The following is a 25,378-nucleotide window of genomic DNA, read 5'->3' on the forward strand; positions in this document are numbered from 1 at the left end:
TCTTCGGCCGGCCGTCGTGGAGAAGCATCATGGCGAAGCCTGGTCCCAAGCTCACGCTCAGCGTGTCGCGCGACATCCCGTTCAACAAGCTGGTGCTCAGCCAGTCCAATGTCCGGCGGATCAAGGCCGGCGTCTCGATCGAGGAGCTCGCCGAGGACATCGCCCGTCGGACCCTGCTGCAGAGCCTCACGGTCCGGCCGATCGTCGACGCGACCGGCGCGGAGACGGGGATCTTCGAGATCCCGGCCGGCGGCCGGCGCTACCGCGCCCTCGAGCTGCTGGTGAAGCAGAAGCGGCTCGCCCGCACGGCGCCGGTGCCGTGCGTCATCCGGATCGACGGGACGCCCGAGGAGGACAGCCTCGCCGAGAATGTCCAGCGCGCGCCGCTCCATCCGCTCGACCAGTTCCGGGCGTTCATGACGCTGCGGGAGAAGGGGCGCTCCGAGGAGGAGATCGCGGCCGCCTTCTTCATCTCGGTCAGTGTCGTGCGCCAGCGGCTCCGCCTCGCCGCGGTGTCGCCGGCGCTCCTCGACGTCTATGCCGAGGATGGCATGACGCTCGAGCAGCTGATGGCGTTCACGATCAATCCCGATCACGCCCGCCAGGAGCAGGTCTGGGAGGCGGTGCAGCGGTCGTTCTCGAAGGAGCCGTATCAGATTCGGCGCCTGCTCACCGAAGGTGCTGTCCGGGCGTCCGACAAGCGGGCGCAGTTCGTCGGCTTCGAGGCGTACGAGGCGGCCGGCGGCATCGTCCTGCGCGACCTGTTCCAGTCCGACGAGGGCGGCTGGCTGCAGGACCCGGCGCTGCTCGACCGGCTCGCCACCGAGAAGCTGGATCGGGAGGCGGATGCCGTTCGCGCCGAGGGCTGGGCCTGGGTCGAGGTCGCGCCGGACTTCCCGTATGGCCACACCTACGGGCTTCGCCGGCTGATCGGCCAACAGCGGTCGCTCACCGAGGAGGAGGCGAGCGCGTGCGATGCGCTGCGGACCGAGTACGAAGGGCTCGAGCAAGCCCATGCCGACGCGGACCACATTCCCGAGGAGGTCGACGAGCGGCTCGCCGCGATCGAGACGGCGCTCGCCGCCTTCGACGACCGCCCCATGGCCTACGACCCGGCCGAGATCGCCCGCGCAGGGGCCTTCGTCAGCATCGACGGGGCGGGTGGGCTTCGGATCGAGCGCGGGTTCGTCCGTCGCGAGGACGAGCCGCCGGTCGTGTCCTCCGAGGAGCCCGAGCCCGACACGACGGGCGCGAGCAAGATCGAGCCGGCGGCCTCCGCCACCGACCCGGCCATCACCAGCGACCCGGTGCCCGAGCCGGAGGACGACGAGGGAGTCCGGCCGCTCCCCGACCGGCTGCTCACCGAGCTGACCGCGCACCGCACCGTCGCGTTGCGGGATGCGCTCGGCAGCGACCCGGACGCCGCCTTCCTGGCGGTCCTCCATATCCTCTGCCTGAAGCTGTTCTACCGCTACGGCCTCGACTCCTGCCTGGAGATCGAGCCGAAGAGCGCGATGTTCGGCAGCCAAGCCCCCGGTCTCGCCGATACCGTGTCGGCACAGGCGATCGACGCCCGTCACGCGGCGTGGTCCGCCCAGCTGCCGGGGGACTCGGGCGCGCTGTGGGATGGGCTCGTCGCCTTCGACCACGACAGTCGGCGGGCGCTGTTCGCGCACTGTGTCTCGCTCACCGTCAACGCCGTGCACGAGAGCTGGAGCCGGCGGCCCAAGGCGCTCGCCCACGCCGATCGCCTCGCCGAGATGGTCGGCCTCGACATGGCGGCGGTCGGGTGGCGTCCGACCGTCGACACCTACTTCGGCCGAGTCACAAAGGGTCGCATCCTCGCGGCGGTGCACGAGGCGAAGGGCAGGGGGGCGGCGGACCGCATCGCGCATCTCAAGAAGCCCGAGATGGCGAGTGCCGCCGAGGCGCTGCTCGCGGGCTCGCGCTGGGTCCCGGAGCCGCTGCGTACGCCGGGGCAGGACGTCGTCGTGAGTGCCGAAGTCGAGGCCGACAACGGCGAAGCGCAATCGGCGGCCACGGGCGGCGAACCGGCCATGGACCGATCGGGGGCCGAGGAGGAAGACTCCGAGGCGTCGGCGGGCATCGCCGCCGAATAACAAGCCCAGGAGACCTCCGGCCCGCCTCACCGGCGGGCCACTTCTTTGGAGGGGAACGATGCCCGGACCTGCCGCCGATCTCGCCAAGCGACTCGCGCACGACGCCGAGGCCGTGTGTCGCCACTACCTCTCGAACGGCCGCCGCCAAGGCCGCTATTGGGTGGTCGGCGACGTCGACAACACTCCCGGCCGGAGCCTCTATGTCCGGCTGCACGGGTCCGACGGCGGCAAGGGCGCCGCCGGCAAGTGGACCGATGCGGCGACTGGCGAGCACGGTGATCTTCTCGACCTCATCGCGCACAACTGCCACCTCACCGACGTCCCGGACGTGCTCGACGAAGCACGCCGGTTCCTCAACCAGCCTCGCCCAGAACCCGCCCCACCCCTGCCACCGATGCCAGCCGGCTCTCCTGAATCCGCCCAGCGCCTGTTCGCCATGGGGCGACCGATCCGGGGCACGCTCGCCGAGGCCTATCTCCGCAGCCGCGGCATCGGCGATCTTCGCGACCTTCCGGCACTCCGATTTCACGCACGCTGCTTCCACCGCGCGACCGAGACCAGCCCCTGTGAGACTTGGCCGGCCTTGCTCGCTGCGGTCACGGATCTCGACGGCACGATCACCGGAGTCCATCGCACCTGGCTCGCTCGCGACGGCGCCGGCAAGGCGCCGCTCATCACGCCCCGCCGCGCCATGGGGCATCTCCTCGGCAACGGCGTTCGCTTCGGTGACGTCGCCGACGTTCTCGTCGCGGGCGAGGGGATCGAGACCATGCTGTCGATCCGCTGCGCACTCCCGCACATGCCGCTGATCGCCGCCCTGTCGGCCAACCACCTCGCTGCCGTGATCGTCTCACCGACCATGCGGCGCCTCTACGTCGCGCAGGACAACGACGCTGCCGGGCGCCGTGCCGCGCAGACACTCCGCGACCGCGCCGAGGAGGTCGGGATCGCGACGGCCGTGCTCAGCCCGACGAGGAACGACTTCAACGTCGACCTGCGTCTTCTCGGCCCGATCGGGTTCGCTGCTTCGCTCCGTCGTCAGCTCATGCCCGAAGACACCACGCGATTCGCCGCGGGCCGGTACTGACCGGTCGATTACATCGCCATCGAGATCCCCGGTCGGCGGAGCGGATCATGCGCCGGGAGGGCCGCGCCGCGGCCTTCCAGAGGGCGATCGGGGCCGGAATCGGCAAGGGCCCGCAACGGCTGCGCGCGGCATCCGACGTCGGCCCTCTCCGACAGGCACGAGCGCGCTCCGCCGTCCTCCGCTTCGCTTCGGCCCTCCGGGTGCAGGTCCGCGCCGCTCCCGGCGAGGGATCGCCGTGAAGGCCGCGATGGTGCGGCCACCCGACGAGAGATCCGAGCCATGGACGCCGACCGGCTCATCAATGACGACTTCGAACCGAACCACGCCGCATCACCGACCGCCCGTCTTCTCGACGAGTTGCAGCTTCACGGTCATCGCCCCTTCGAGGACGATCCCGATCCGCGCCCGCTTCCCGATGCCGGCCGCCTGCACGGCGCACTCGCCGACGTGTTCGACGCCTTCGTCGCGACGCTCGGCGACACCCGCCTCGAGCCCGATCTGCCCGACCTGCTCTGGTCGATCGTGAACGTCTTCCACCGCGGCGTCGATCGCATTCAACGCCAGCTCGATGCCAACGAGGCCGGCCAGTGCCGAAGCCAGCACGAGCAGGACGGCTCGGAGGTCCGATCCGTCGAGCTCGAGCGCCTGCTCGCTCAGGGGCTCACCCTGATCGAGCGACGCAACAGCTTCGAGTTCATGCGCGACACAGCCGCGGAACTGTTCGAGGTCCACACCGGCCACGCCTGGCGCCCGCGCACCGGGTCACTGGTCAACCGGAGTACGCTCACGGCCGCGATGATCGACAGCCGAGATTTCCTCATGGCGCGTCGGCGCGCCGAGACCGAGGTCCTGCTGCCGCCCGGCACCAAGATCGCCTTCGCGGGCGGCGTCACCTTCAACGATCACCACCGCATCTGGAACGCACTCGACCGCGTCCATGCCAAGCACCCCGACATGGTCCTGCTACACGGCGGTACACCGCGCGGGGCCGAGAAGATCGCCGCCTGCTGGGCCGACACCCGCAAGGTGCCACAGATCGTCTTCAAGCCCGACTGGGCCCGTCACGCCAAGGCCGCCCCGTTCAAGCGCAACGACCAGCTGATCGAGACCATGCCGATCGGCGTCGTCGTCTTCCCCGGCTCCGGCGTCACCGACAACCTCGCCGACAAGGCACGAGTTCTCGGCATCCCGCTGTTCGATTTCCGAAAGGCAAATTGCTCGTGAGTGCCAGAAGTGGGTCCACGTCGTTTTAGAAGATCACACTAAAAGATCGCTCTATTCGCTGTCGTAGCGCAGCCGCGGCAAGCGCCGTATCGATGGCGAGAGACAGCTCGGCCGTTTTGGCATTGTTCTAACGCACCTCGCGCTGCGTCTCGTATCGGCCCGCCCTGGAGGGCTTCCGCCGGGTTGGCGGCGAGCGCGGCAAGATCTACACGACGTTCGACTGCTTTCGACTGCTTTTCGTTGCCCCCCGAACCCGAACACTGAAGCCCCACAATCTGAAAAGCAGCATTGGAGAGCCTCTCTTCATTCCTCGGTGCTGATCTCCTTGACGTCGTCGTTCCGCAGGAGCACGGCTCCTTCGCCGTCCCGGCCGAGCTGGTCGGAGGGATTGCGCAGAGGGCAGTCCTCGAGCGACAGGCAGCCACATCCGATGCAGCCGTCGAGGCTGTCGCGCAGCCGCGTCAATCCGTCGATGCGAGCCTGCAGGGCGCGCCGCCAGCTCGCCACCATGTCGCGAACGTCGGCCGCCGACGGCTGCTTGCCGGGCGGGATCGGCTTCAGGAGGACGGCGATCTCGGCGAGCGGCATGCCGAGCCGCTGCGCCACCCGGATGATCGCGATCCGCCGCAGGATGTCGCGCGAGAATCGCCGCTGGTTGCCGCGGCTGCGGGTCGCCGCGACGAGCCCCTTGGCCTCGTAGAAGTGAAGCGTCGACACGGCGACGCCGCTGCGCCGCGCCACCTCGCCCACGGTCAGGAACGAGGGCGGTTTTCTACCTAGGCTCAAGACGGGGTATTTCCTTGACCTCGAGTAAGCTCGAGGTTTTATACGGAGCGTCGGCTTGTCTGTGCAAGTCCCTCGGCCGAGACGGCCGGGGTGATCACGGAGTCGATGCCTCTCGCGCGCGTCGTGCAGGCTCGCTCCGGCTCGTCTGGAGCGGACATCATGGGAACGAAAAGGCCTCTGGCCCTCGTCAGCGGCGCCAATCGCGGCATCGGGCTGGCGATCACGACCGGGCTCGCACGCAAGGGCGTGCATGTGCTGCTCGGATGCCGCAATTTCGATCAGGGCGAGGAGGCCGCCGTCGCGCTGCGGCCGGAGGGCCTCCAGGTGTGGCCGGTGCAGCTCGACACCACCGACGACGCCAGCGTCGCGGCGCTCGCCGCACGGATCACCCGCGATTTCGGCCATCTCGACATCCTGATCAACAACGCCGGCATCGGGCTCGACTACGACCCGTCGCTGTCGGTGGTGCAGCGGATGGAGCGGACGCTGGCCGTCAATGTCGTCGGCACTGTCCGCCTGATCGAGGCGATGGTTCCGCTGCTGGAGAAGTCGGACCGGGCGCGCATCGTCAACGTGTCCTCGGTGCTCGGCTCGTTCGGTCTGCGCGCCGACCCGAGCTGGGCCTTCGCCGACACCAAGATGCCGACCTATCAGGCGTCCAAGGCGGCGCTGAACTCGCTCACCCTCAGCTATGCCGACCGCCTGGCCGAGAAGGGGATCAAGGTCAATGCGATCTGCCCGGGCTACACGGCGACCGCGGCGACCAATTACGCCGGGTCGCGCACGCCGGAGCAGGCGGCGGTCGTCGCCATCACGTTCGCGCTGATCGACGGCGCGGGACCGACCGGCTCCTTCGCAGACGATTCGGGGAACCTGCCCTGGTAGCCAGGCGAACCACGGCCGGGTGCGGACCAGCCCCCCGCTGGACAGGTCCGCACCCGCCCGACTCGGTTCCTATCAGCGCTTCACCCCATTGCCTCTCGCGAGGCCCAGGTGCAACAATCGCAGCCTGACCTGCGCGTCACCCGCGGTATCGAAGCGCATCGACCAGAACGGCCAGGGCCGGCGAGGACTGGCGGCGATGAGGATAGTAGAGGTGGTAGCCCGACCAGGGCGCACACCAGTCCTCGAGCACGCGCCGGAGCCGACCTTTGGCGAGATGCGGCGCCGCGATGTCCTCCGGCACGAAGGCGAGACCCAGTCCCGCAACGGCCGCATCGAGCACCTGGAAGATGCTGTTGAAGACGAGCTGGCCTTCGACGTGCACGTTCAGCTCGCGTCCGTTCTTCTCGAACTCCCAGGCATAGGTGCCGCCGTAGGTCGGCAGGCGGAGATTGATGCAGTCGTGCTCGATCAGGTCCTGCGGCGTTCGAGGAAGAGCGCGCCCGGAGAAGTAGGACTTCGACCCGACCACGGCGAAGCGGACGTCCGGCCCGATCCGCACCGCGATCATGTCCTTGGCGACCTGCTCGCCCAGCCGGATGCCGGCGTCGTATCGCTCCGCGACGATGTCGGTCAGGCCGTAATCGATGACGATCTCGAGATTGATATCCGGATAGAGCGGGACCAGCTTCTCCAGCTTGGGCCAGACGATCGATCGGATCGCATGGTCGCCGGCCGTGATCCGCACCGTGCCGGCCGGCTTGTCACGAAGCTCGCTCAAGGCGTCCAGCTCGGCCTCGATCTCCTCGAGCCGGACCGAAACGGTGCGCATCAACCGTTCCCCCGCCTCGGTCGGGGCGACGCTGCGGGTCGTGCGGGTGAGCAGTCGCACGCCCAGCCGCTCCTCGATCTGGCGGATCGTCTGGCTGAGCGCGGATTGCGAGACCCCGAGCTTTCCGGCCGCTCGCGTGAAGCTCCGCTCCCGTGCGACCGCGACAAAGGATCGGAGGTCGTCGAGGCTTCCCTTCGGCATTCATCGCTCCTGCTTATAGGTCCTAGCAGATTGTAGCGGGTAGTCGTGGAGCCGCCAGCCCCTAAATTGTCCCCGTAGCGGGGCCGTCAGCTCGGCCCCGCCGGCCGTCGTCGACGACCGAGCCGGCGAATCCAGCAGCCACTCCGGAGGTTCGATGATCACGCGCAGAGGCATGATCGGCGCCGGCGGCGCACTGGTCCTCCCGGCTCTCGTCGGCGAGGTCCCGGCCGGGTCCACCACCGGCGCAACACGAGAAAGGATCGGGGCAATGGAGATCACACGCGCCGGCTCGCAAGCCTCGCGCAAGGGGCCGACGGAGTGGTTCACCGGTGACGTCCGGGTCGATCCGCTCTTTCAGGCGCCCGATCCCGCGCGCGTCGGCGGCGCGAGCGTCACGTTCGAGCCGGGCGCCCGCACCGCCTGGCACACGCATCCGCTCGGCCAGACCCTGATCGTGACGTCGGGCCTCGGATGGGTGCAGCGCGAAGGCGGCCCGATCGAGGAGATCCGGCCCGGCGACGTCGTCTGGTTCCCGCCCGGCGAGAAGCACTGGCACGGTGCCACGCCGACGACGGCGATGACCCACATCGCCATCCAGGAGTCCCGCGACGGCAAGGCGGTCGACTGGCTGGAGAAGGTCAGCGACGCGCAGTACCGGCGCTGACGCGCGATACCGGCGCCGAGGAGACGCAAGATCATGAGCAACCCGCTGGACTTCGGCGGCAAGGTCGCGCTCGTCACCGGCGCTGCCGCCGGCATGGGGCTGGCGACGGCGCGGGCGTTCGCGGAAGCGGGCGCAGCCGTCGTCCTGGCGGACGTGAACGGCGACGCGGTGAGCGCGGCGGCTCGGGCGCTCACGGCCGCCGGTCACCGGGCCGTCGCGATCCGGTGCGACGTGAGCGAGGACGCCCAGGTCGCCGCGATGGTGGAGCGGACCGTCGCCGAGCTCGGGCGGCTCGACGCCGCGTTCAACAATGCCGGGGTCATGGCCAGGATCGCTCCCGTCACCGACGGCACGCCCGACGAATGGGAGCGGGTGATCGGGATCAATCTGCGCGGCGTGTGGACCTGCATGAAGCACGAGCTGCGGCAGATGGAGCGGCAAGGCAGCGGTGCGATCGTCAACAATGCCTCGGTCGGGGCGCTGACCGGCAATCCCGGCATCGCTCCCTACATCGCCTCGAAGCACGGCGTCGTCGGCCTCACCCGGACCGCCGCGCTCGAGGTGATCAGGAAGGGCATCCGCGTGAACGCGGTGAACCCCGGCCTGATCGACACCCAGATCGCCCGCGACGTCGTCGACGGGAACGAGCAGGCCTATGCCGAGATGGAGAAGGCCGTTCCGATCGGCCGGGCGGGCCACCCGGAGGAGATCGCCGCGGCGGTGCTGTGGCTGTGCAGCCCGGGGGCGAGCTACGTGGTCGGCCAGGCACTCACCGTGGACGGCGGCATGACCGTGCCGTGAACGACCGGCCGACCGTGTCCCGGCGCGGCACGCGACGCGCCCCGCGGTCGGACAGGTGACGATCAAGGAGACGAGACCATGTTGGGAACAGTTCTCTACGGACCGGGTGACATTCGCTTCGAGGACCGCGAGACCCCGAAGATCGAGCGACCGACCGATGCGATCGTTCGGATCGCCGTCACCTGCGTGTGCGGATCGGACCTGTGGCCGTATCGCGGGCTGCAGCCGCTCGCGGGGCCGACCCCGATGGGACACGAATACTGCGGCATCGTCGAGGAGGTCGGCAGCGCCGTGACGTCGGTCAGGCCGGGCCAGTTCGTGATCGGCTCGTTCGCGACGTCCGACAACGTCTGCCCCCACTGCCGGCACGGCTACCAGTCGTCCTGCGTCGAGCGCGAGTTCATCAGCCGGGCGCAGGCGCCGCTGCTCCGCGTTCCGCACGCGGACGGAACCCTGGTGCCGACGCCCGACATCCCGCCGGACGATCTGCTCGCCAGCCTGCTGACGACCTCCGACGTCCTCGGCACCGGGTGGTACGCCGCCGACGCCGCCAACGTGAAGCCGGGATCGACGGTCGCGGTGGTCGGCGACGGCGCAGTCGGCCTGCTCGCGGTCCTCTCGGCCAAGCAGATGGGCGCCGAGCGGATCATCGCGATGAGCCGGCACGAGACGCGCCAGAGGCTCGCGCGCGAGTTCGGTGCGACCGACATCGTGACCGAGCGCGGCGACGAGGGCGTCGCCCGCATCATGGACATGACCAACGGCGTCGGTGCCGACTCGGTGCTCGAATGCGTGGGCACGCAGCAGTCGATGATGCAGGCGATCCACGCCACGCGGCCGGGGGGCTGGGCGAGCTTCGTCGGCGTTCCGCACGGCGTCACGCTCGACGGAACCGAGCTGTTCTTCGAGGCCGTCCATCTCCACGGCGGTCCGGCACCGGTCCGGCGATATCTGCCCACGCTGATCGACCTCGTGTGGAACCGCAAGATCGATCCCGGCAAGGTGTTCGACCTGACGCTGCCGCTCGACCAGGTGGCCGAAGGCTACCGCGCCATGGACGAGCGCCGCGCCATCAAGGCGCTGCTGCGCCCGTGACGCTGCGCGTCTGCGGTGGGCCGGTGCGCACTCGTTCGCGGGCTGCGGGGCAGGGGGTCGTCACGACAGCGGCATCTCGCTGTCCGTGCGGCGATGTGCGCGCACGGCTCTCCGCGATGCAATCGGGAATCAGACGACATGATCACGCGTTCGGCCTTCGTCGCAGTCGCTTTCGCCGTCTCGGCGGCTTCGGGTCTCCTCCCCGGACAGGTTCGGGCGGCCGGCGACCTCGTCGCCTTCCCGGAGAATTACGCCGAGGGCGTCCGCTACACGACCGTCGAGCGCGGCAACATCCGCGAGGAGATCTTCACCAGCCGGGCCGCCGTGGAGGCGGTGAAGGAAGGCCGGCCTCTCCCCGGCGGAACCGTGATCACGCTGGTCGACTATCGGGACGGCAAGCTCTTCCGGTACGTCGTCATGGAGAAGCGCAGCGGCTGGGGTGTCGATCGTCCGCCCGAGAGTCGGAACGGCGAATGGGAATATCAGGCGTTCGGCGCCGACCGCACCGTGAATCGCGGCGAAACGCTCGACCGATGCTTCGCCTGCCACAAGTCGCAGGCGGGCCAGGACTTCGTCTTCACGCTGGACCGCATGCGCGGCACACGATGAGGTCTGCGCACGTCGAAGGCCGGCCGAAATACGGAGCCGAAATACGGAATCGGACACGAGAGGAGATGCCATGAAAATCGTCGCCGCTGCTGCCGTCGCGGCCGCGCTGCTCGCGACGCCATCGGCCAACGCACAGGAGAGTCGCATGTCGGAGACCCTGAAGGCGGTGGCGCCCGCTCTCGACAGATACCGCGAGCAGACGCTGCTCGGCGGTGTGTGGAAGCGGACGGACCTGTCGGCGCGCGACCGCGGCATCGTCACGCTCGCGGCACTGATCGCGCGGAATGAGCCGGGCGAGATGGCGTTCACCATGAACCGTGCTCTGGACGACGGCGTCGCGCCGCGCGAGGTGTCGGAGATCATCACCCATCTCGCGTTCTATGCGGGCTGGCCGAATGCCACGTCGGCCGTGGCGGTCGCGAAGGATGTCTTCGCGGCCCGCAAGATCGGTCCGGATCAGCTTCCGTCGGCGTCACCCGATCCGCTGCCGCTCGACGAGAAGGCCGAGGCGACGCGTGCCGAGACCGTGGGCCGGCAGTTCGGGGCGATCGCGCCGGGGCTCGTTCGGAACACCACCGACGTCCTGTTCCGCGACCTGTGGCTGCGGCCGGATCTGGCGCCGCGCGATCGCAGCCTCGTCACGGTCGTCGCTCTGATCGCGACCGGACAGACGGCTCAGATCCCCTACCACCTCGGGCGGGCGATGGACAACGGCCTGAAGCCGCCGGAGGTGGGTGGCGTCCTCACGCATCTCGCCTTCTATGTCGGATGGCCGAGCGTCTTCTCGGCGCTGCCGGTGGTGAAGGACGTGATCGAGAAGCGGTCGCGCTGACAGCGTCCGGACGGGAAACGAACATGCCGCACGTCGTCGTCAAGGTCTGGCCGGGCAAGCCCGAAGCCCAGAAGCGCAGATTGGCCGAGGAGATCACCGAGTCGGTGATGCGCATCCTCGGCTACGGCGAGGAGTCCGTCTCGGTGGGCATCGAGGAGGTGGCGGCGAAGGACTGGAAGAAGCAGGTCTACGAGCCGGACATCGTTCGGAAGCCGGCGACCCTCTACAAGAAGCCCGGCTATCAGATGTGAGGCGACGGGCTCGCGACGGCGACGTCGAAATCCTCGGCGACGGCAGGGCCGCAGCCACACCGCATTCACCGTCTCACCGATTCCGCCCGAGGCGACGGTCATGGCGCGCCGGAGGACGATGGGCCGACCGGCGTTCCGGCGCGGCCTCGGCCGCGCGCGCCGGTCCACGGCGTCCGGTTCGTCCCGCCGTCGCGGACACGCGGGAGCTGGGCCGGAAGCGGCGCCCGAAACAAGGAGAACGACTTTTGACGGATTGGCCGGGAGAGGACTTGAGACGGATCGCGGAGGCGGACGATCTGCATGTCTCGCCGTTCCGCGACGACGGAGTGACGTACGGCACGCCGACATGGATCTGGTCCGTCGCGGTGGACGGAGCACTCTACGTCCGCGCCTACAACGGCACCAGCTCGAGCTGGTACCAGGCCGCCCTTCGTCGGAAGGCCGGACGGATCACGGCCGCCGGCATGACGAAGGAGGTCGTGTTCGAGCCGGTGTCGGACGCCGTCGCCGACAGGATCGACGAAGCCTATCGGGCGAAATATCGGACGAGTCCGTATCTCGGTCACATGATCGGCGCCCGGTCGCGAGCCGCGACCATGAAAATCATGCCGCGCGAGTCGTCCGCGCCGGCGGAAGCCGGCCGGTCATGAGGTGCGACAGCGCCCGGGCCGACGAGCAACGTGATGGTCCGTCTTCGGGCCCGGACGCGTCGGGCTCGAACCCGCCGCGCTCGAACCGTCCCCGAGGCGGACCGGCGGCGACTCTCGCCGTCGCCTCCATCGCGACCGCACTGGTGCTCGTCGTCTTCACCGTCCCGCTGACCACGCTGACGAGCGCGTCGGAAGCGCTCGGCGCCGGTCCTGGCGAGCAGGCGTGGATCCTGAGCGCGATGAGTGTCGGGGCGGCGTCCGCTCTCCTGGGAAGCGGCGCGATCGGCGACGATTACGGACGGCGCCGGACGTTCGTCGCCGGCACGGTCGTGCTCGCGATGGCCTCGGTTCTCGGGGCGCTCGCCCCGAGCGCACTGGTGCTGATCGTCGCCCGAATCGTGCAGGGTCTCGGCGGCGGCGTGATTCTCGCCTGCGGTCTGGGGCTGATCGGTCAGGCCTATCCTGGACCCGCGCTCGGTCATGCGGCCGGCGTCTGGGCGGCGGCGCTCGGCGCCGGGGTCGCGGTCGGGCCGATCCTGTCGGCGGGCTTGGATCGCCTCGGCGGGTGGAGCCTTCCTTATTGGCTTTCGGCGCTCGCGGCCGCAGGGCTGGCCGCTGCGGCCCAGGCCTTTCTCACGGAATCGCAGGCCGCCGACCGGCGCTGCGTCGACGTGGCCGGCACGTTGCTGCTCGGATTCGGGATGGCCGCCTTTCTGGCGGGCCTCACGGAGAGTCGGACAGGTTGGGACCAGCCGTCGGTCTACGTGCTTCTGATCGGCGCCGTGCTTCTGCTGGCGGGATTCGTCGTCGTCGAGCGGCGCGTCGCCGGTCCGATGCTCGATTTGTCCCTGTTCGGTCGTCCCGACTTCGTCGGGGCGACGCTCGCGGCGCTCGCGTCCGGGGCGGGTGTGCTGTCCATCATGTCGCTGATCCCGATGATCCTGCAGCGCGCGATGGGTGTGGGAGCCATGACGGGCGCCATCGTGCTCCTCGCATGGTCCGCGACGAGCGCCGTCACGGCGTTCGCGGCGCGCTGGATCCGCGCATCTCCCACGGCGTTGATGATCGGCGGCCTCGTCGCGTGTGCCGCCGGACAGCTCGCCGTCTATGGGCTTAGCGCCGACAGCTCCGTGCTTCGGGTGGTTCCCGGCATGCTGCTGGCGGGTGCCGCGAACGGCGTGCTGAATGCGGCGCTCGGCTGGCAGGCCGTGGCGAGTGTTCCCGCCGACCGCAGCGCGATGGGAAGCGGCGCCAACAACACCGCCAGATATCTCGGCTCGGCGACCGGCCTGACCATATGCGCCGTCCTCGTCACGCATGGCGGAGCCGCCTCCGGAATCGCCGGGTTGTTGTCGGGATGGAACATGGCGGTTCTCGTCTCGGCCTCCTTCTCGCTGCTCGGTGCCCTGGGGGTCTATCTCGCGACCGCGCGCGAACAGTTCCGTGAACACCGAGGCCCCGGTGACCGAGCGTCGTGACCGAGCGCCGAAACCGAGCCCGCCTCCTCGGATCGAGGAACCGTCCTCGAGCGGCGCGCGGGTGCGCCCGAATGCCCCGAACCGCCCCCTTCAGGCGCTCTGACGCCGAAACGCGCGCGCCCGCGACGACGCGCAACCAACCGACCGGAGACATCTTATGAAGACCATTGGATACGCGGCAAAGGACAAGACCGCTCCGCTCGCGCCGTTCTCGTTCGAGCGTCGCGCGTTGCGGCCGAACGACGTGGCGATGGAAATCCTCTACTGCGGCGTTTGCCACTCCGATCTGCACACCGTGCGCAACGATTGGGGCGGCACCGTCTATCCCGTCGTCCCCGGCCATGAGATCGTCGGCCGGGTCACCGCCGTCGGTTCCGCGGTGAAGACTTACAAGGTCGGCGACAACGTCGCCGTGGGCTGCATGGTCGATAGCTGCCAGGACTGCGACCAGTGCCACGCCGGCGAGGAACAGTTCTGCCGGGAAGGCCTGACCGCCACCTACAACTCGCCCGACCGCATCTCCCATGAGAACACCTACGGCGGTTATTCGAAGCATCTCGTCGTGCGCGAGGAGTTCGTGCTGCGGGTTCCCGATGGGCTGGACCTCTCGCGGACCGGGCCGATCCTGTGCGCCGGCATCACCACCTACTCGCCGCTCCGCACCTGGAACGTCGGGCCGGGCAGCCGCGTCGGCGTCGCCGGAATGGGCGGTCTCGGCCACATGGCGATCAAGCTCGCGGTCGGCCTCGGCGCACACGTCACCGTTCTCAGCCGTTCGCCGGGAAAGAAGAAGGACGCCATCGACCTGGGCGCGGACGCCTTTCTCGTGACCTCCGACGCCGAGGCGATGAAGGTCGCGGCCGACGGATTCGACCTGATCATCGATACGATCCCGGTGAAGCACGACATCAACCCCTACATGCCGCTCCTCGACATCGACGCGACGATCTGCCTCGTGGGTCAGATCGGCCCGCTGGAGGAGCTGATCACGCCGCCGGTGATCTTCGGGCGTCGCCGCGTCGCCGGCTCGTTGATCGGTGGCATCCGTGAAACCCAGGAGCTCCTCGATTTCTGCGCGCGCAAGAACATCATGCCGGAGTGCGAGGTCATCCGCATGGACCAGATCAACGAGGCGTTCGAACGCATGGAGAAATCCGACGTCCACTATCGCTTCGTCATCGACATGGCCTCGCTCGACGTGGAGTCCGCGGGATAACCGCGCCAGCGGATCCGCTCGTCCCCGAAGGGAGCTCGCCTCGGGGACGGGGCGAGTTCCCGGTCGCAAAGCCGCCTGTGTCCCGTACCCCCCGCCGGATGCCGGCATGAAGGTCACGATCCTGCGAACGGAAAGAGTGCCCTCTGCCAACCGCACCTGGGAAAGGAGCTTGAAATGTGTGAGACCTGCAAGAACGAGAGCCAGCACCTGAGTGCTCACGGCGCTGCGCGGCGCAACCTCGTGAAGGCCGGCGTCGGATTTGCCGCAGGTGCGGCAAGCGTCGGCCTCGCCGGATCCGCCGACGCCCAGACCCTCCAGGGTGACGATCGAACCGGTCCGCGTTCCGTCGATGGCTTCGGCGTTCAGCAGCCGGGAGGTCCGGTTCAGCGCGTCGGTTTCCAAAGGCGCTCTGTCGGCCCCAAGGATGTCGCTATCGAGATTCTCTATTGCGGCCTGTGCCATTCCGACATCCATACCGTGAAGGGCGAGTGGGGGCCGATCCAGACCCCATGCGTGCCCGGCCACGAGATCGTCGGTCGCGTCATCGGTGTCGGGCGCGACGTCACCCGTTTCAAGATCGGTGACATCGCCGGGGTCGGCTGCATGGTCGACAGTTGCGGGACCTGCGAGAACTGCATCGCCGACCTGGAGCAGTACTGCCTGAAAGGCAGCACGCTCACCTACCAGTCGAAAGCCGATGTTCCCGGCGGCTACACCCAAGGGGGATGGTCGCAGGGAATCGTCGTGACCGAGCATTTCGTGGTGCGGATGCCGCAGACCGGAAACCACGCGGGTCGTGCGCCGTTGCTGTGTGCCGGGATCACGACATTTTCGCCGTTGCGACATTGGCGCGTCGAGCCGGGCATGCGGGTCGGAATCATCGGTATCGGCGGGCTCGGCCATATGGGCGTGAAGCTCGCGGCCGCGGAGCGCGCGGACGTCACGGCATTCACGACCTCCCCGTCCAAGATCGCCGACGCAAGGCGGTTCGGCGCGCGTGACGCCGTGCTGTCCACCGACGAGAAGGCGATGGCGAGCCATGCCGGCTCCTACGACCTCCTGATTTCGACGATTCCGAAGAGCTTCGATGCGAGCCCCTTTCTCCTCTTGCTGGGACTGAACGGAACCCTGGTGAGCGTCGGCACGCCGTTCGAGCTGGAAAAGGTCACCGGTGGCGGACTTTGGCGCCGGCGGCGTTCGATTTCCGCGTCGATCATCGGCGGCATGGCCGAGACCCAGGAGGTGGTGGACTATTGCGCGGCGCGCAACATCACCGCCGACATCGAGCTGATTCGACCCGACCAGATCAACGAAGCCATGAATCGCGTCGTCGGCAAGGAAGCCCGCTATCGCTTCGTGATCGACATGAAGGCTGCGTGACCGGACAGCCGCTTGTATTGTGGTTGGCGGTCGTCAGCACGTCGGCTTTTTTCGGCGCGCAGCATCCGGCTCCGCGAATACCTCAAAATCGGGACACGCACACCTGTACCGACTTTCGGCGTCCGACCTGGGGTGGCCTGTTCTCCCGGGAACCAGGAAAGGACACGCGTGAGGTCCCCGGGGAAGTGGACGGCCATCTCGTCTTCAGTATCTCGACCTGAGGTTGCGCTCGGACGTGGACGGGCTTGGCATCGCCGACTTTCCGGAGGACACCGTGCTGCCCATACGTGTCGCAGAGGCGGCTGGTGCGGGTGCCGCACGATTGGTGCGACTGCTTCCCGGACTACCACCTCTACTCTCCGAGCCGGCGGCACTCGTCGTCGGCCCTGGCCCTGCTCGTGAGAATTCTCCGCCACCATGGCGACTGAAGCGGTGGCGGTCGACGACTTAGGGCAGGCCCGCGCTCTTCGGGTCGGATGCGACTAGCGCCGGGGCGGAGAGGAAGCTGCCGACGCCGAAGATGGCAATCACCCAGCCCATCGGTCGCGATGTGCCGTCCGCGAAGGTGCCGTCGATCCGATTCGTTGCCGTCGGTACGAAGGCGCAGGTCTTCATACGCCGGGTCGCTTCGGGCTCTTGCGGGGCGAGGCTCGGCCACGTCTCTTGGCGCTCTGTCCGGGGCGCACCACGCGGATCTCGGATGGGCGAATCTGGCCGAGGGACGGCTGCGCCTCGATCGTCTGCCCGCAACGGCGGCCGATCGACTTTCTTCCCCTGCCGCGCGCCCCGCGAGCGGGCCTCGAAGCGCGGCATTCCTCGCGGGACAAGAAAGTCGCCGTCGCGCCGTCCTCCGCTTCGCTGCGGCCGCGAGCGGTGCGGTCCGATCGCCCCCGGCCGTTCGATCGCCATCGAGGCCGCGATCGGCGCGACCCGGAACCGAGACAGGAGACCACCATGGCGACCATCGGCACCTTCAAGAAGTCCGAGAACGGCGACTACACCGGCGCTGTGAAGACGCTGACCCTCAACGTCAAGGCGCGGATCGCGCCGGTCGAGAAGGCGAACGAGAAGGCCCCCGACTTCCGCATCTTCGCCGGCCGGACCGAGTTCGGCGCCGCCTGGAAGAAGACCTCGGCCGAGGGCCGCGAGTATCTCTCGGTCAAGCTCGACGACCCGAGCTTCGCGAGCCCGATCTACGCCTCGCTCGTCGAGGTCGAAGGCGAGGACGGCCTCTCGCTCATCTGGTCGCGCCGCGTCAGCGACTGACGCGCCGGCCCAGCAGCGCCCCGCCGACGTCGGCGGGGCGCTCGCAACCTCTCGGCCGCAAGAGCGGCCTCGCAGGGCACGCGCCGAGCTCTTCGGCGCGAGAGATCAGGAAGGGAAGGGGAGAGCCGCGTGGCGGACGGCGCCTGGGTGGACGCCGGGCTACCCAGCCGAAGCGTCGTCGTCTGCGGATGCCGGAGGTCTCTGGAGCAGGTCGGAGGCTTCGACCCCGAGCACGGTCGCGAGCCGGTCGACGACGTCGATGGAGGCGGCGTAGACGCAGCGCTCGAGCGAGCTGACATAGGTCCGATCGATCTCGGCGCGATGTGACAGCTCCTCCTGCGACAGGCCCTGTGCCTGACGCAGCCGTCTCAGGTTGATTGCCAGCACCTCTCGGATCTCCATGACCGAGAAGGCAGCGCGTTGTCGAGTATTTCACCACGGAGTATACTATACAAAACGCCTCGGCAGGATTTACGTCGTGTCCTGGTCGAGCCGGTGAGGTACAACGAGCGCGCGATTGCCAGTACCCGCCGCTTTTGCTCAGCTCTCGCCGCCGCTCGCGTTCGTCCGTTGGAGTGTGAGGAACCGACGATGTCCCAGCAGACGCCAGCCTCATCGATCGCCGACCTGGCTCCGAGCGCCGAGGGCCTGACGGCATACGACGAGAGCCACATGGTCCTCTATCTTCGGCTCCTCGACGCCGAAGCCGACGGTGCCGATTGGCGCGAGGTGGCGCAAATCGTGCTCGACATCGACCCGGTCCGAGAGCCCGAGCGGGCGCGGCGCGCCTTCGAATCCCATCTGAGCCGGGCCAAGTGGATGACCGAGCGCGGCTATCGCCATCTTCTCGACAGCGCGAGATCGCGCTGATCACGAGCGCGCCGCATCTCGTGATCAGACCGATGCGACGATCTCGTACGGAGAGCCATATCTATCAGAACTGCTGAATGTATCTCGATTGCCCGCCGATCGAATTCACTCCAGACCTGCTTTCATTCATCGGACTTCTCGAGGCTCGATTCGTAGAATCGCCACGTTGTCGTGGCGACTCTGAGTAATACCTTCTGCATGTGAGCACGTTTTTCGCGTGACGTACGGAGATCGCGGATGCCGATCGGTTCCGATTGGCGGTCACCGGCCGCCTATGCTTACATCGCCGATCTCGACCCCGCCGACCTCGCATGGGAATTCCTGCGACGCAATCCCGCCTACCAGCGCGACTATCGCAAATCCGTCGAACGTCCCGCCACTCCGGACAAGACGATCCCGCGTCGCTGGGGGCTGCCCTTTCGCGGTCGATCCCGAGCAGAGCGCCGATGAGGCTGCCGTCGTCTGGCTTCCGCGTCTCGACCCGAACGTCGTCGTTCTCGCGCCCGCGCCGCTGAGCTTAGGCGACACGCAGACGATCGCTTCGCTGTCGCTGATGGTCCGGGAAACGACGAGCGAGGGCACCTATGCGGTCGCCGACCAAGGCGGTCGTCGCGTGTCTCTCGTGTTGGCGGAGGGCATGTCGGTAAGCAGTGCGGCCGCAGCCCTGATCCCGCTCGATACACGCTTCCCGGCCCGGATCGTGGCCGCGCTTCAGCTGTGGCGCGACTTGAATGGACACAGTGCTTCTTATCGAACGGATCCTCTGACCCGGCAGCGCCGACAGCGCCTCGCGCTGTCGCTGCGGGCGCTCGACGGTCGGCTGGCGGGGCACGCCTAGGTGCCGTCGCGGGATTGGTGGGAATTGAGGGTGGCGTAGTCTCCGGGGTTCTGAACCTCGAATCATCCGGCGTTGGCGCGCCGGACTGGAGACCACGCCATGACGAGCCCTACCACGAAGGCCGCTCTCTCGCAGCCGGCGACCGAGCCGACCTCCTGCCTTTTCGACAACTGGATCGATCCGATCGAGACCGCGGTGCGCCGGCGTGTTCGGTCGTTCATCGAAGCGCTGATCGAGAGCGAGCTCGAAGCCGCTTTGGACCGTCCGCGCTATGGACGCCGGGCGACGGTGAACGATGATTCGGCGGAGCCTTCGCCGGGCGCTGTCGGACACCGCCACGGCAAGCGAGCGCGCAAGCTGACGGGAACGTTCGGGACCACCGAGATCAGCGTGCCGCGGGCACGGCTGGTTCGACCGGACGGCGGCACGACGGAATGGAAGAGCCAGGCGCTGCGCGCGTACCAGCGCCGCACGCTGGCCGCCGATGCGCTGATCGCGGGCAGCTATCTCGCCGGGACCAACACGCGCCGCGTCCGGCGAGCACTGACGACGCTGTTCGGGGGCGCGGTGAGCAAGGACATCGTGAGCCGGACGTGGCGCAAGGTGAAGAGCGACTGGGACGCCTGGAACGCCCGCTCGCTGGCCGACGAGCCGGTCGTGCGGCTCATCCTCGACGGCACGGTGGTGCGGGTGCGGCTCGACCGCAAGGCGACCGCGATCTCGCTGCTGGTCGTGATGGGCGTGCGGGCCGACGGCCAGAAGGTGCTGCTCGCGGTGAGAAGCATGGGCGGCGAAAGCGCCGAAGCGTGGCGCACGGGGCTCGACGATCTGATTCGCCGCGGTCTGCGTCGACCGGAGTTCCTGATCGTCGACGGAGCCGCCGGGCTCGACGCCGCGATCGCCGCCGTGTGGGACGGCGTGCCGGTGCAACGCTGCACCGTGCACAAGCACCGCAACCTGCTCGCCCATGCGCCCGAGCGCCTGCACGAGGAGATCACGTCCGACTACACCGACATGATCTACGCGACCAGCCCCGAGGAGATCGAGGCGCGCCGCAAGGCATTCCTCCGCAAATGGCGCCTGAAGAATCGCGCCGTCGCCGACAGCCTGGAGGAGGCCGGCGAGCGCCTGTTCACGTTCGCGCGGTTGCCGCCGAGCCAATGGAAGAGCGCGAGAACGACAAACGCGATCGAGCGGCTGCACGAGGAGTTCAAGCGCAGGATCAAGACGCAGACCGTGCTGCCCTCCGCCGAAACGGCCGCCATGCTGTTCTGGGCGCTGCTCGCATCCGGTCAGATCACCATGCGCAAGGTCGACGGCTGGCAGACCCTCGCCACGCACCCCATCGCTCAGCCCATTGACCTCGCCGCCTGACACGGTACCTTCAAGTGCCCGGTGATCACGTCACCCGGATTCCAACCACATTCGCGACGGCACCCACGCCTATCGCGCCATTGCTGCTGGATTGTTCGGCGATGCGCGTGTCCCGAAAGGCCGGGCGTGGAAGACGCACGACCTGCGTGACCGCACCATCCGCCTCGTCCGCTCCGGAACCAGGTTGATGCGCGGCGGGTACCTCGACCTGCTCCTCGTGCTTTCGCGCTGAGACCTCGTGCTGGCGCTCTATGTCCGCTGACACGGGCGGCCGAACGACTCCCATTCGCGAGCGAGCACGCGGTGGAGGGGTGGCGCAAAACGTGCGGCCGTCTTCGCCATCCCCCTCCGCGGCCGTGCTTCGACATCGTGATGCCGATACGCCGCCGATGTCCGGCGGTGGTCACCGACACGATGGAGAGCCGCCATGCCCGATCCTCTTTCCGGCCTGCCGCCGCGCTTTCTGCGCACGCCCGAGGCGGCGCGTTTCGTCGGCCTGTCCGGTCGCACGCTCGAGAAGCACCGGACCTACGGAACGGGTCCGAAGTACCGGAAGATCGGCGGTCGCGTCGTCTACGCGCTCGAGGATCTGAAGGCCTGGACGGATCTCGCGACGAAGAGCTCGACCTCGGATCCGGGTGTCGGGACCGTTCATCCGGCCAAGCGCGGCGCTGCACAGAACGCCGCCCGACCGGGGACTCCGTCGCGCCGATGAGCGTCGCGCCGTGCGGCAATCACGTCGCGGTTTGACATCGCGAAGACGCCTGCGTCGCGAAAACCCTGCACGACGTCCCGGGTCCGACGAACACAGCGCCAAGCAGCCGGACCGCTGTCGTCTCACGCGTGACGCGGCTCGTCAGGAGATCAAGGCAGATCTAACGAGGTCTCTTCAGCATGCGAGTCCTATGTCGGAAGAGCTGCAGTTCAGCGTCACCCGAATGTGTCCGCCGATCGTCAGGGATTGTTGCGACCAATGGCCCCTGTCGCGAAGTCGAGAGCACATGTCTCGCCGCCGGTGCGCCGCCGTCATGCATGGGAGGCGTGCCATGACCAGCCTCACCCATGTCGAGCTTGTGTGGATGGCCAAGCGCGTCGAGTCGTGGATTCGGTTCGGTCGCATCGTCGAGGAGCATCCCGTCGATCGCAGCTGCCGCGTCGTCAGCTTCGAGCCGAACAGCGTCTTCGCGGTCGTGCGATGGGCCGCCAACGACTACGGCACGGTCGCGTCGCGCATCATGATCCTGCGTGCGGTCTCGCCGCGCGAGCGGTATGCGACCCTGCCGACCATTCATCCCGGCGCCGACATCCTGCTGCATCTGTCCGGCTGGCCGAAGGTCGAGAAGGCGCTGCGCGTGATCGACCCGATCGAGGCGCAGGGGATCGATCCGGTCGAGGTCGCGCCCGAGCACTGGCGTCATGTTCACAACCGCCTCTCGGTCAACGAGCAGGCGCGGCCCTACACGCGCGACCAGCACAAGGCCTGGCTGCATCGCCGGAGGGTGCGGCCATGAGCGGTCGGCTCTCGATCATCGCCACGGCCGCGACGGCGGCGATCGTGGTCCTTTCGACGCTCGGGCCAAAGCCCCGCCCGTCCTTCGTCTGGAACGTGTCGGCGAGCGTCCCGACCGGGCTCTACGCCGTCGAGCCGGCGCGCAAGCTCGCCGTCACCGACCTCGTGGTCGCCATTCCGCCGGAACCCCTCGCCAAGGAGCTCGCCGAGCGTGGTGTTCTTCCGGCTGGCGTCCCGTTGATCAAACGCGTGGTCGCACTGCCGGGACAGACGGTTTGCCGGACCGGGCTCGAGATCGCGGTCGACGCCCTCGCCATGGGGCAAGCGCTCGAGCAGGACCGGCAGGGGCGACCACTGCCGAGCTGGGACGGCTGTCGTGTCCTGCGCCACGGCGAGGTCTTCCTGATGAACTGGGACGAGCCGCTGTCGTTCGACGGACGCTACTTCGGGCCTCTGCCGGTCAGCAGTGTCGTCGGTCGTGCGATCCCGGTCTGGGTGTCGGAGGAATGATGGTTTCGGTCTCCTTCGCCTATTTCGAGATCGCGCGTCTTCCTGACGAAGTCGGCAGCGTGCTTCGGACACGCTTCCGTGCATCTCCCGAGTGACCGGCCATGGACCTCGTGACCTTGGTGGCCCTGTGCTCGATCGGTGTCGATCCGAAGGTGATGCATGCGCTAGTCTGGCATCAATCCGGTGGCGAGCCGTGGTCCTTCACCGTGCCGGGTGAGGCCGAGCCGCGCGTCTTCCGGAAGGTGCGGGATGTGGTGGCCGAGGCACGCGCCGTCTCCGCGACCGCTACGGTCCGGGTCGGTCTTGCGGGTCTGTCCGTGCCGCCGTCCGCCGTGACCATGATGACGTTCCTGCCTTGTCCGAACATCGCGACGGCGGCGCGCCAGATCGTCCAACTCCGGACGCGGTGCGAGGCGAGCGGGCGCACGGACGTCGCCCCGATCTCATGTGCCCTTGCAGCCTATCGCGGATCCTGGGAACGCCCCGACACGAGGTTTGCGGCCGCCGTGCGAGCTTCGGTCGCCAACGGGGACGCACCGGACTTCGACATGCCGGAGGACACCGGCCTCGCATTCCGCGACGTGGTGCTCGACCTCGACGCGCCCGCATCTGACGTCCCTTCGTCCCGGCCATTATCGGTTGCCGACGACCGCGAGCGCGGGTGGAGCAGTGGCCTGTTCCCGCTGCCCCGGGCGTCGTCCGGCGACCCGTCCGAGCGACGATCGATCATCGGTCCAGCAGCCGGTCCCGTGCAGCGGGACCGCAAACCGGATGTCGGACCACGCGCCGACGATCCGCCGGCGCACGGCCTGTTCGTCGCTCGCTCCTCACGGCGACAGCCCTGATCGCCGACCGGGGACTCTCGGAATCTGATCGCAGCCTGTCGTGAAGAATGCGGGAGGGGAGGGGTGAGGACGCCACGACCGAAGGATTGCAAGATTAAAGGCGCGGCACGCCGGTCTCGCCAAGCCCTTGCCAGGGCTCGGCGATCGGCGGTGCCATCGGTCGGTCGGCGTGCCGCCGCATGGAGATTCACGAGCCGTCACAAGGGCGTTGGCGGCACCGAGCAGACGAGATGGCGCCGATGACCAAGGATCGTCGATCCGACGACCTGCGCGTCAGGCCGGGCCGCATCCGCAATCGCGGTGCCCGCGCGAGACCCAAGACGTTCGTCGGCCAGGTCCTCGCCGCCGCGCAGAAGGCGGGGCATGTCGGCAAGCGTTCACGACCGGGCCGGTCGCCATCGTCGGGACGTTCCACCTTCGGGCGCGGACGCGGCGCGTTGTTTGGGGGACGCCGGCTTCTCGACCCGACCCGCCGGGTCCTGGTCAAGGCCCGCATCATGCGCCACCGCGGCCAGGCCTTCCGGGCGGCGCCGCTCTCCGCCCATGTCGCGTACCTCCGGCGCGAGGGCGTGGGCCGGGAAGGCGAGAGGGCTCGGATGTTCGACGCCGGCGGCGATACCGACGAGAAGGGCTTCGTCGAGCGGTGCGCAGGCGACCGCCACCACTTCCGCTTCATCGTCAGTCCGGAAGAGGCGTCCGACCTGACCGACCTGAAGGCGTTCACGCGCGATCTTCTCGCCGACATGGAGCGCGATCTCGGCACCAGGCTCGACTGGGTCGCGGTCGAGCACTGGAACACCGACAACCCCCACGTCCATCTGCTGGTGCGAGGTCGGGCCGAGGACGGCCGCGACCTCGTCATCAGCCGGGACTACATCACCCGCGGGATGCGGGAGCGCGCCGAGCACCTCGTCACGATCGAGCTCGGCCCCAAGACCGAGCGGGACATGTGGGCATCGCTCGACCGCGACGTCGGTGCGGACCGATGGACTAGGCTCGACACCGCCATCCGACGTCACGCCGACGAAGCCGGGCTGATCGACCTGCGGATGTCGGCCGGGAGTGGGACCGATGCGGAGATCCGCCGGCGGATGATCGGCCGGCTGCAGCGCCTAGAGCAGATGGGACTCGCCCGGCCCGAGGGAGCTGCCCGGTGGTCCGTCCTTCCCGATGCCGAGCGCACGCTTCGCGACCTCGGCGCTCGCCGCGAGATCATCGAGGTCATGCATCATGCCGCCGCGGCGCAGGGGATCGAACGCCCGATCGCCGACTTCATAATCCACGATCACAAGGACCGACCGACGATCACCGGACGCCTCATCGCCAAGGGGCTGCACGACGAGCTCGGCGGCGAAGCCTATGCCGTGATCGACGGCGTCGACGGCCGGCTCCACCATGTCCGCTTCCCCGACCTCGATCGGCTGGAGCACGCCCCGCCGATCGGCGGGATCGCGGCTGTGCGGCATCTCGAGGCCGAGGACGGGAGAAGATCAAATCGGATCCTGAGCGTGCGGTCCGATCTGACGCTCGAGGCCCAGGTGACGGCGAGCGGCGCGACCTGGCTCGACCACCAGCTTCTGGTGCGCGACAAGGCGGCGCTGTCCGAGGGCGGCTTCGGCCGCGAGGTGCGCGACGCGCTCGACCGGCGCGTCGACCATCTGGTCGGGGAGGGGCTCGCGCGCCGCCAGCGCGGCCGCGTCGTGTTCGCCCGCGATCTCCTCGCCACGCTGCGGCGGCGTGACCTCGATGCCGCAACGGCCCGGATCACGGCCGAGACCGGACTGGCTCATCGCGCGCCCACCGAAGGCGACTCCATCGCCAGCGTCTATCGCCAGCGCCTGACCCTCGCCTCGGGTCGGTTCGCCATGATCGACGATGGGCTCGGCTTCGCGCTCGTGCCCTGGCGGCCGTCGCTCGAGCCGTACATCGGGCGGCAGGTCTCCGGTCTCGTCCGAGCCGGCGGCATCGACTGGACGCTCGGCCGGCAACGCGGCCTTGGCATCTGATGGCTGCTTCGGCCTCGTGAGTCGGTCGCCTCTCGGATCGTTCTCCCCTGC

At 68.5% G+C, this 25,378-nt stretch carries 29 protein-coding genes; 25 read left to right on the forward strand and 4 right to left on the reverse strand.

The features are described 5' to 3' along the window. The first annotated feature begins 29 nt into the window (after positions 1-29). The 3 genes from ABTU92_RS04715 (at position 30) to ABTU92_RS04725 (ending at position 4,431) form a co-directional block, all read left to right on the forward strand. Positions 30-2,120, forward strand: a complete 2,091-nt coding sequence (locus ABTU92_RS04715) for a ParB/RepB/Spo0J family partition protein (RefSeq protein WP_408088146.1) — start codon at positions 30-32, stop codon at positions 2,118-2,120. A 58-nt stretch (positions 2,121-2,178) separates the two neighbouring features. After that, on the forward strand, positions 2,179-3,207 hold the full coding sequence (locus tag ABTU92_RS04720; RefSeq protein ID WP_408088148.1) for a toprim domain-containing protein: 1,029 nt from the start codon (positions 2,179-2,181) through the stop codon (positions 3,205-3,207). A 279-nt stretch (positions 3,208-3,486) separates the two neighbouring features. After that, positions 3,487-4,431 carry a DUF2493 domain-containing protein gene (locus ABTU92_RS04725; protein WP_408088150.1) on the forward strand — a complete coding sequence of 315 codons (945 nt, stop codon included), beginning with the start codon at positions 3,487-3,489 and terminating at the stop codon, positions 4,429-4,431. A gap of 303 nt (positions 4,432-4,734) precedes the next feature. Here the strand turns inward: ABTU92_RS04725 and soxR are convergent, their stop codons facing one another. Continuing rightward, positions 4,735-5,217 (reverse strand): redox-sensitive transcriptional activator SoxR, encoded by a 483-nt coding sequence (gene soxR / locus ABTU92_RS04730; RefSeq protein WP_408088152.1) that lies wholly within the window; start codon positions 5,215-5,217, stop codon positions 4,735-4,737. Positions 5,218-5,376: 159 nt separating this feature from the next. Here soxR and ABTU92_RS04735 point away from each other — a divergent pair, with 159 nt between their 5' ends. After that, complete coding sequence (locus ABTU92_RS04735) at positions 5,377-6,102, forward strand: SDR family oxidoreductase (RefSeq protein ID WP_408088154.1); 726 nt, start codon at positions 5,377-5,379, stop codon at positions 6,100-6,102. Between the two features lie 136 nt (positions 6,103-6,238). Here the strand turns inward: ABTU92_RS04735 and ABTU92_RS04740 are convergent, their stop codons facing one another. Next, positions 6,239-7,132: a LysR family transcriptional regulator gene (locus ABTU92_RS04740; RefSeq protein ID WP_408088156.1), complete on the reverse strand. Its 894-nt coding sequence runs from the start codon at positions 7,130-7,132 to the stop codon at positions 6,239-6,241. Positions 7,133-7,400: 268 nt separating this feature from the next. Here ABTU92_RS04740 and ABTU92_RS04745 point away from each other — a divergent pair, with 268 nt between their 5' ends. The 10 genes from ABTU92_RS04745 (at position 7,401) to ABTU92_RS04790 (ending at position 16,108) form a co-directional block, all read left to right on the forward strand. Beyond that, positions 7,401-7,796 carry a cupin domain-containing protein gene (locus ABTU92_RS04745; RefSeq protein WP_408088158.1) on the forward strand — a complete coding sequence of 132 codons (396 nt, stop codon included), beginning with the start codon at positions 7,401-7,403 and terminating at the stop codon, positions 7,794-7,796. 33 nt (positions 7,797-7,829) lie between these two features. Continuing rightward, the gene (locus ABTU92_RS04750) at positions 7,830-8,597 is read left to right on the forward strand and encodes a glucose 1-dehydrogenase (RefSeq protein ID WP_408088160.1); all 768 of its coding nucleotides are present in this window, start codon (positions 7,830-7,832) and stop codon (positions 8,595-8,597) included. Positions 8,598-8,675: 78 nt separating this feature from the next. Further along, positions 8,676-9,692 carry a zinc-dependent alcohol dehydrogenase family protein gene (locus ABTU92_RS04755; RefSeq protein WP_408088162.1) on the forward strand — a complete coding sequence of 339 codons (1,017 nt, stop codon included), beginning with the start codon at positions 8,676-8,678 and terminating at the stop codon, positions 9,690-9,692. Positions 9,693-9,830: 138 nt separating this feature from the next. Continuing rightward, positions 9,831-10,301: a cytochrome P460 family protein gene (locus ABTU92_RS04760; protein WP_408088164.1), complete on the forward strand. Its 471-nt coding sequence runs from the start codon at positions 9,831-9,833 to the stop codon at positions 10,299-10,301. 70 nt (positions 10,302-10,371) lie between these two features. Continuing rightward, a complete protein-coding gene (locus ABTU92_RS04765) occupies positions 10,372-11,133 on the forward strand; it encodes a carboxymuconolactone decarboxylase family protein (RefSeq protein WP_408088166.1) in 762 nt (253 codons plus the stop codon). 23 nt (positions 11,134-11,156) lie between these two features. Continuing rightward, on the forward strand, positions 11,157-11,384 hold the full coding sequence (locus ABTU92_RS04770) for a tautomerase family protein (protein ID WP_408088168.1): 228 nt from the start codon (positions 11,157-11,159) through the stop codon (positions 11,382-11,384). Positions 11,385-11,653: 269 nt separating this feature from the next. Continuing rightward, positions 11,654-12,034: a DUF2255 family protein gene (locus ABTU92_RS04775; protein WP_408088170.1), complete on the forward strand. Its 381-nt coding sequence runs from the start codon at positions 11,654-11,656 to the stop codon at positions 12,032-12,034. Further along, the gene (locus ABTU92_RS04780; RefSeq protein ID WP_408088172.1) at positions 12,031-13,512 is read left to right on the forward strand and encodes an MFS transporter; all 1,482 of its coding nucleotides are present in this window, start codon (positions 12,031-12,033) and stop codon (positions 13,510-13,512) included. The genes ABTU92_RS04775 and ABTU92_RS04780 overlap by 4 nt, the downstream gene beginning before the upstream one ends. Before the next feature lie 157 nt (positions 13,513-13,669). Next, positions 13,670-14,728, forward strand: coding sequence for an NAD(P)-dependent alcohol dehydrogenase (locus tag ABTU92_RS04785; RefSeq protein ID WP_408088174.1), 1,059 nt, complete (start codon positions 13,670-13,672; stop codon positions 14,726-14,728). A 174-nt stretch (positions 14,729-14,902) separates the two neighbouring features. Continuing rightward, complete coding sequence (locus ABTU92_RS04790; RefSeq protein WP_408088176.1) at positions 14,903-16,108, forward strand: NAD(P)-dependent alcohol dehydrogenase; 1,206 nt, start codon at positions 14,903-14,905, stop codon at positions 16,106-16,108. Positions 16,109-16,555: 447 nt separating this feature from the next. On the opposite strand, the gene ABTU92_RS04795 is transcribed toward ABTU92_RS04790, so the two are convergent. Continuing rightward, on the reverse strand, positions 16,556-16,723 hold the full coding sequence (locus ABTU92_RS04795; RefSeq protein ID WP_408088178.1) for a hypothetical protein: 168 nt from the start codon (positions 16,721-16,723) through the stop codon (positions 16,556-16,558). A 339-nt stretch (positions 16,724-17,062) separates the two neighbouring features. Here ABTU92_RS04795 and ABTU92_RS04800 point away from each other — a divergent pair, with 339 nt between their 5' ends. Then, positions 17,063-17,374 carry a DUF736 domain-containing protein gene (locus ABTU92_RS04800; RefSeq protein WP_408088180.1) on the forward strand — a complete coding sequence of 104 codons (312 nt, stop codon included), beginning with the start codon at positions 17,063-17,065 and terminating at the stop codon, positions 17,372-17,374. A 159-nt stretch (positions 17,375-17,533) separates the two neighbouring features. Here ABTU92_RS04800 and ABTU92_RS04805 read toward each other — a convergent pair whose 3' ends face one another. Further along, the gene (locus ABTU92_RS04805) at positions 17,534-17,776 is read right to left on the reverse strand and encodes a helix-turn-helix domain-containing protein (RefSeq protein WP_408088182.1); all 243 of its coding nucleotides are present in this window, start codon (positions 17,774-17,776) and stop codon (positions 17,534-17,536) included. Between the two features lie 189 nt (positions 17,777-17,965). Here ABTU92_RS04805 and ABTU92_RS04810 point away from each other — a divergent pair, with 189 nt between their 5' ends. The 10 genes from ABTU92_RS04810 (at position 17,966) to ABTU92_RS04855 (ending at position 25,327) form a co-directional block, all read left to right on the forward strand. Continuing rightward, positions 17,966-18,244, forward strand: a complete 279-nt coding sequence (locus tag ABTU92_RS04810; RefSeq protein WP_408088183.1) for a DNA -binding domain-containing protein — start codon at positions 17,966-17,968, stop codon at positions 18,242-18,244. 237 nt (positions 18,245-18,481) lie between these two features. Continuing rightward, entirely contained in the window at positions 18,482-18,694 is a 213-nt protein-coding gene (locus ABTU92_RS04815) for a transcriptional regulator domain-containing protein (RefSeq protein ID WP_408088185.1), read from the forward strand. Between the two features lie 187 nt (positions 18,695-18,881). Continuing rightward, positions 18,882-19,082, forward strand: a complete 201-nt coding sequence (locus ABTU92_RS04820; protein ID WP_408088237.1) for a DNA -binding domain-containing protein — start codon at positions 18,882-18,884, stop codon at positions 19,080-19,082. Between the two features lie 99 nt (positions 19,083-19,181). Further along, the gene (locus ABTU92_RS04825; protein WP_408088187.1) at positions 19,182-20,456 is read left to right on the forward strand and encodes an IS256 family transposase; all 1,275 of its coding nucleotides are present in this window, start codon (positions 19,182-19,184) and stop codon (positions 20,454-20,456) included. A gap of 49 nt (positions 20,457-20,505) precedes the next feature. Further along, positions 20,506-20,688: a DNA -binding domain-containing protein gene (locus tag ABTU92_RS04830; protein ID WP_408088239.1), complete on the forward strand. Its 183-nt coding sequence runs from the start codon at positions 20,506-20,508 to the stop codon at positions 20,686-20,688. A gap of 195 nt (positions 20,689-20,883) precedes the next feature. Continuing rightward, positions 20,884-21,171, forward strand: coding sequence for a helix-turn-helix transcriptional regulator (locus tag ABTU92_RS04835; protein ID WP_408088189.1), 288 nt, complete (start codon positions 20,884-20,886; stop codon positions 21,169-21,171). 331 nt (positions 21,172-21,502) lie between these two features. Then, positions 21,503-21,967, forward strand: a complete 465-nt coding sequence (locus ABTU92_RS04840; RefSeq protein ID WP_408088191.1) for a DUF2840 domain-containing protein — start codon at positions 21,503-21,505, stop codon at positions 21,965-21,967. After that, positions 21,964-22,476 carry a S26 family signal peptidase gene (locus tag ABTU92_RS04845; RefSeq protein ID WP_408088193.1) on the forward strand — a complete coding sequence of 171 codons (513 nt, stop codon included), beginning with the start codon at positions 21,964-21,966 and terminating at the stop codon, positions 22,474-22,476. Before ABTU92_RS04840 ends, ABTU92_RS04845 begins: the two co-directional genes overlap by 4 nt. A gap of 101 nt (positions 22,477-22,577) precedes the next feature. Continuing rightward, on the forward strand, positions 22,578-23,321 hold the full coding sequence (locus tag ABTU92_RS04850) for a hypothetical protein (protein ID WP_408088195.1): 744 nt from the start codon (positions 22,578-22,580) through the stop codon (positions 23,319-23,321). Positions 23,322-23,560: 239 nt separating this feature from the next. Continuing rightward, positions 23,561-25,327: a relaxase/mobilization nuclease domain-containing protein gene (locus tag ABTU92_RS04855; RefSeq protein ID WP_408088197.1), complete on the forward strand. Its 1,767-nt coding sequence runs from the start codon at positions 23,561-23,563 to the stop codon at positions 25,325-25,327. The last annotated feature ends 51 nt before the right edge of the window (positions 25,328-25,378 follow it).

This window comes from Rhodoplanes sp. SY1 (assembly GCF_046000175.1).
In the GTDB taxonomy this organism is placed as follows: domain Bacteria; phylum Pseudomonadota; class Alphaproteobacteria; order Rhizobiales; family Xanthobacteraceae; genus Rhodoplanes.

Excerpts from the sequence above, each read along its gene's own strand:
- ABTU92_RS04715 (WP_408088146.1), top strand. The coding sequence starts at position 30 with ATGGCGAAGCCTGGTCCCAAGCTCACGCTCAGCGTGTCGCGCGACATC.
- ABTU92_RS04720 (WP_408088148.1), top strand. The coding sequence starts at position 2,179 with ATGCCCGGACCTGCCGCCGATCTCGCCAAGCGACTCGCGCACGACGCC.
- ABTU92_RS04725 (WP_408088150.1), top strand. The coding sequence starts at position 3,487 with ATGGACGCCGACCGGCTCATCAATGACGACTTCGAACCGAACCACGCC.
- ABTU92_RS04735 (WP_408088154.1), top strand. The coding sequence starts at position 5,377 with ATGGGAACGAAAAGGCCTCTGGCCCTCGTCAGCGGCGCCAATCGCGGC.
- ABTU92_RS04740 (WP_408088156.1), bottom strand. The coding sequence starts at position 7,132 with ATGCCGAAGGGAAGCCTCGACGACCTCCGATCCTTTGTCGCGGTCGCA.
- ABTU92_RS04745 (WP_408088158.1), top strand. The coding sequence starts at position 7,401 with ATGGAGATCACACGCGCCGGCTCGCAAGCCTCGCGCAAGGGGCCGACG.
- ABTU92_RS04750 (WP_408088160.1), top strand. The coding sequence starts at position 7,830 with ATGAGCAACCCGCTGGACTTCGGCGGCAAGGTCGCGCTCGTCACCGGC.
- ABTU92_RS04755 (WP_408088162.1), top strand. The coding sequence starts at position 8,676 with ATGTTGGGAACAGTTCTCTACGGACCGGGTGACATTCGCTTCGAGGAC.
- ABTU92_RS04760 (WP_408088164.1), top strand. The coding sequence starts at position 9,831 with ATGATCACGCGTTCGGCCTTCGTCGCAGTCGCTTTCGCCGTCTCGGCG.
- ABTU92_RS04765 (WP_408088166.1), top strand. The coding sequence starts at position 10,372 with ATGAAAATCGTCGCCGCTGCTGCCGTCGCGGCCGCGCTGCTCGCGACG.
- ABTU92_RS04770 (WP_408088168.1), top strand. The coding sequence starts at position 11,157 with ATGCCGCACGTCGTCGTCAAGGTCTGGCCGGGCAAGCCCGAAGCCCAG.
- ABTU92_RS04780 (WP_408088172.1), top strand. The coding sequence starts at position 12,031 with ATGAGGTGCGACAGCGCCCGGGCCGACGAGCAACGTGATGGTCCGTCT.
- ABTU92_RS04785 (WP_408088174.1), top strand. The coding sequence starts at position 13,670 with ATGAAGACCATTGGATACGCGGCAAAGGACAAGACCGCTCCGCTCGCG.
- ABTU92_RS04790 (WP_408088176.1), top strand. The coding sequence starts at position 14,903 with ATGTGTGAGACCTGCAAGAACGAGAGCCAGCACCTGAGTGCTCACGGC.
- ABTU92_RS04795 (WP_408088178.1), bottom strand. The coding sequence starts at position 16,723 with ATGAAGACCTGCGCCTTCGTACCGACGGCAACGAATCGGATCGACGGC.
- ABTU92_RS04800 (WP_408088180.1), top strand. The coding sequence starts at position 17,063 with ATGGCGACCATCGGCACCTTCAAGAAGTCCGAGAACGGCGACTACACC.
- ABTU92_RS04805 (WP_408088182.1), bottom strand. The coding sequence starts at position 17,776 with ATGGAGATCCGAGAGGTGCTGGCAATCAACCTGAGACGGCTGCGTCAG.
- ABTU92_RS04810 (WP_408088183.1), top strand. The coding sequence starts at position 17,966 with ATGTCCCAGCAGACGCCAGCCTCATCGATCGCCGACCTGGCTCCGAGC.
- ABTU92_RS04815 (WP_408088185.1), top strand. The coding sequence starts at position 18,482 with ATGCCGATCGGTTCCGATTGGCGGTCACCGGCCGCCTATGCTTACATC.
- ABTU92_RS04820 (WP_408088237.1), top strand. The coding sequence starts at position 18,882 with ATGTCGGTAAGCAGTGCGGCCGCAGCCCTGATCCCGCTCGATACACGC.
- ABTU92_RS04825 (WP_408088187.1), top strand. The coding sequence starts at position 19,182 with ATGACGAGCCCTACCACGAAGGCCGCTCTCTCGCAGCCGGCGACCGAG.
- ABTU92_RS04835 (WP_408088189.1), top strand. The coding sequence starts at position 20,884 with ATGCCCGATCCTCTTTCCGGCCTGCCGCCGCGCTTTCTGCGCACGCCC.
- ABTU92_RS04840 (WP_408088191.1), top strand. The coding sequence starts at position 21,503 with ATGACCAGCCTCACCCATGTCGAGCTTGTGTGGATGGCCAAGCGCGTC.
- ABTU92_RS04845 (WP_408088193.1), top strand. The coding sequence starts at position 21,964 with ATGAGCGGTCGGCTCTCGATCATCGCCACGGCCGCGACGGCGGCGATC.
- ABTU92_RS04850 (WP_408088195.1), top strand. The coding sequence starts at position 22,578 with ATGGACCTCGTGACCTTGGTGGCCCTGTGCTCGATCGGTGTCGATCCG.
- ABTU92_RS04855 (WP_408088197.1), top strand. The coding sequence starts at position 23,561 with ATGACCAAGGATCGTCGATCCGACGACCTGCGCGTCAGGCCGGGCCGC.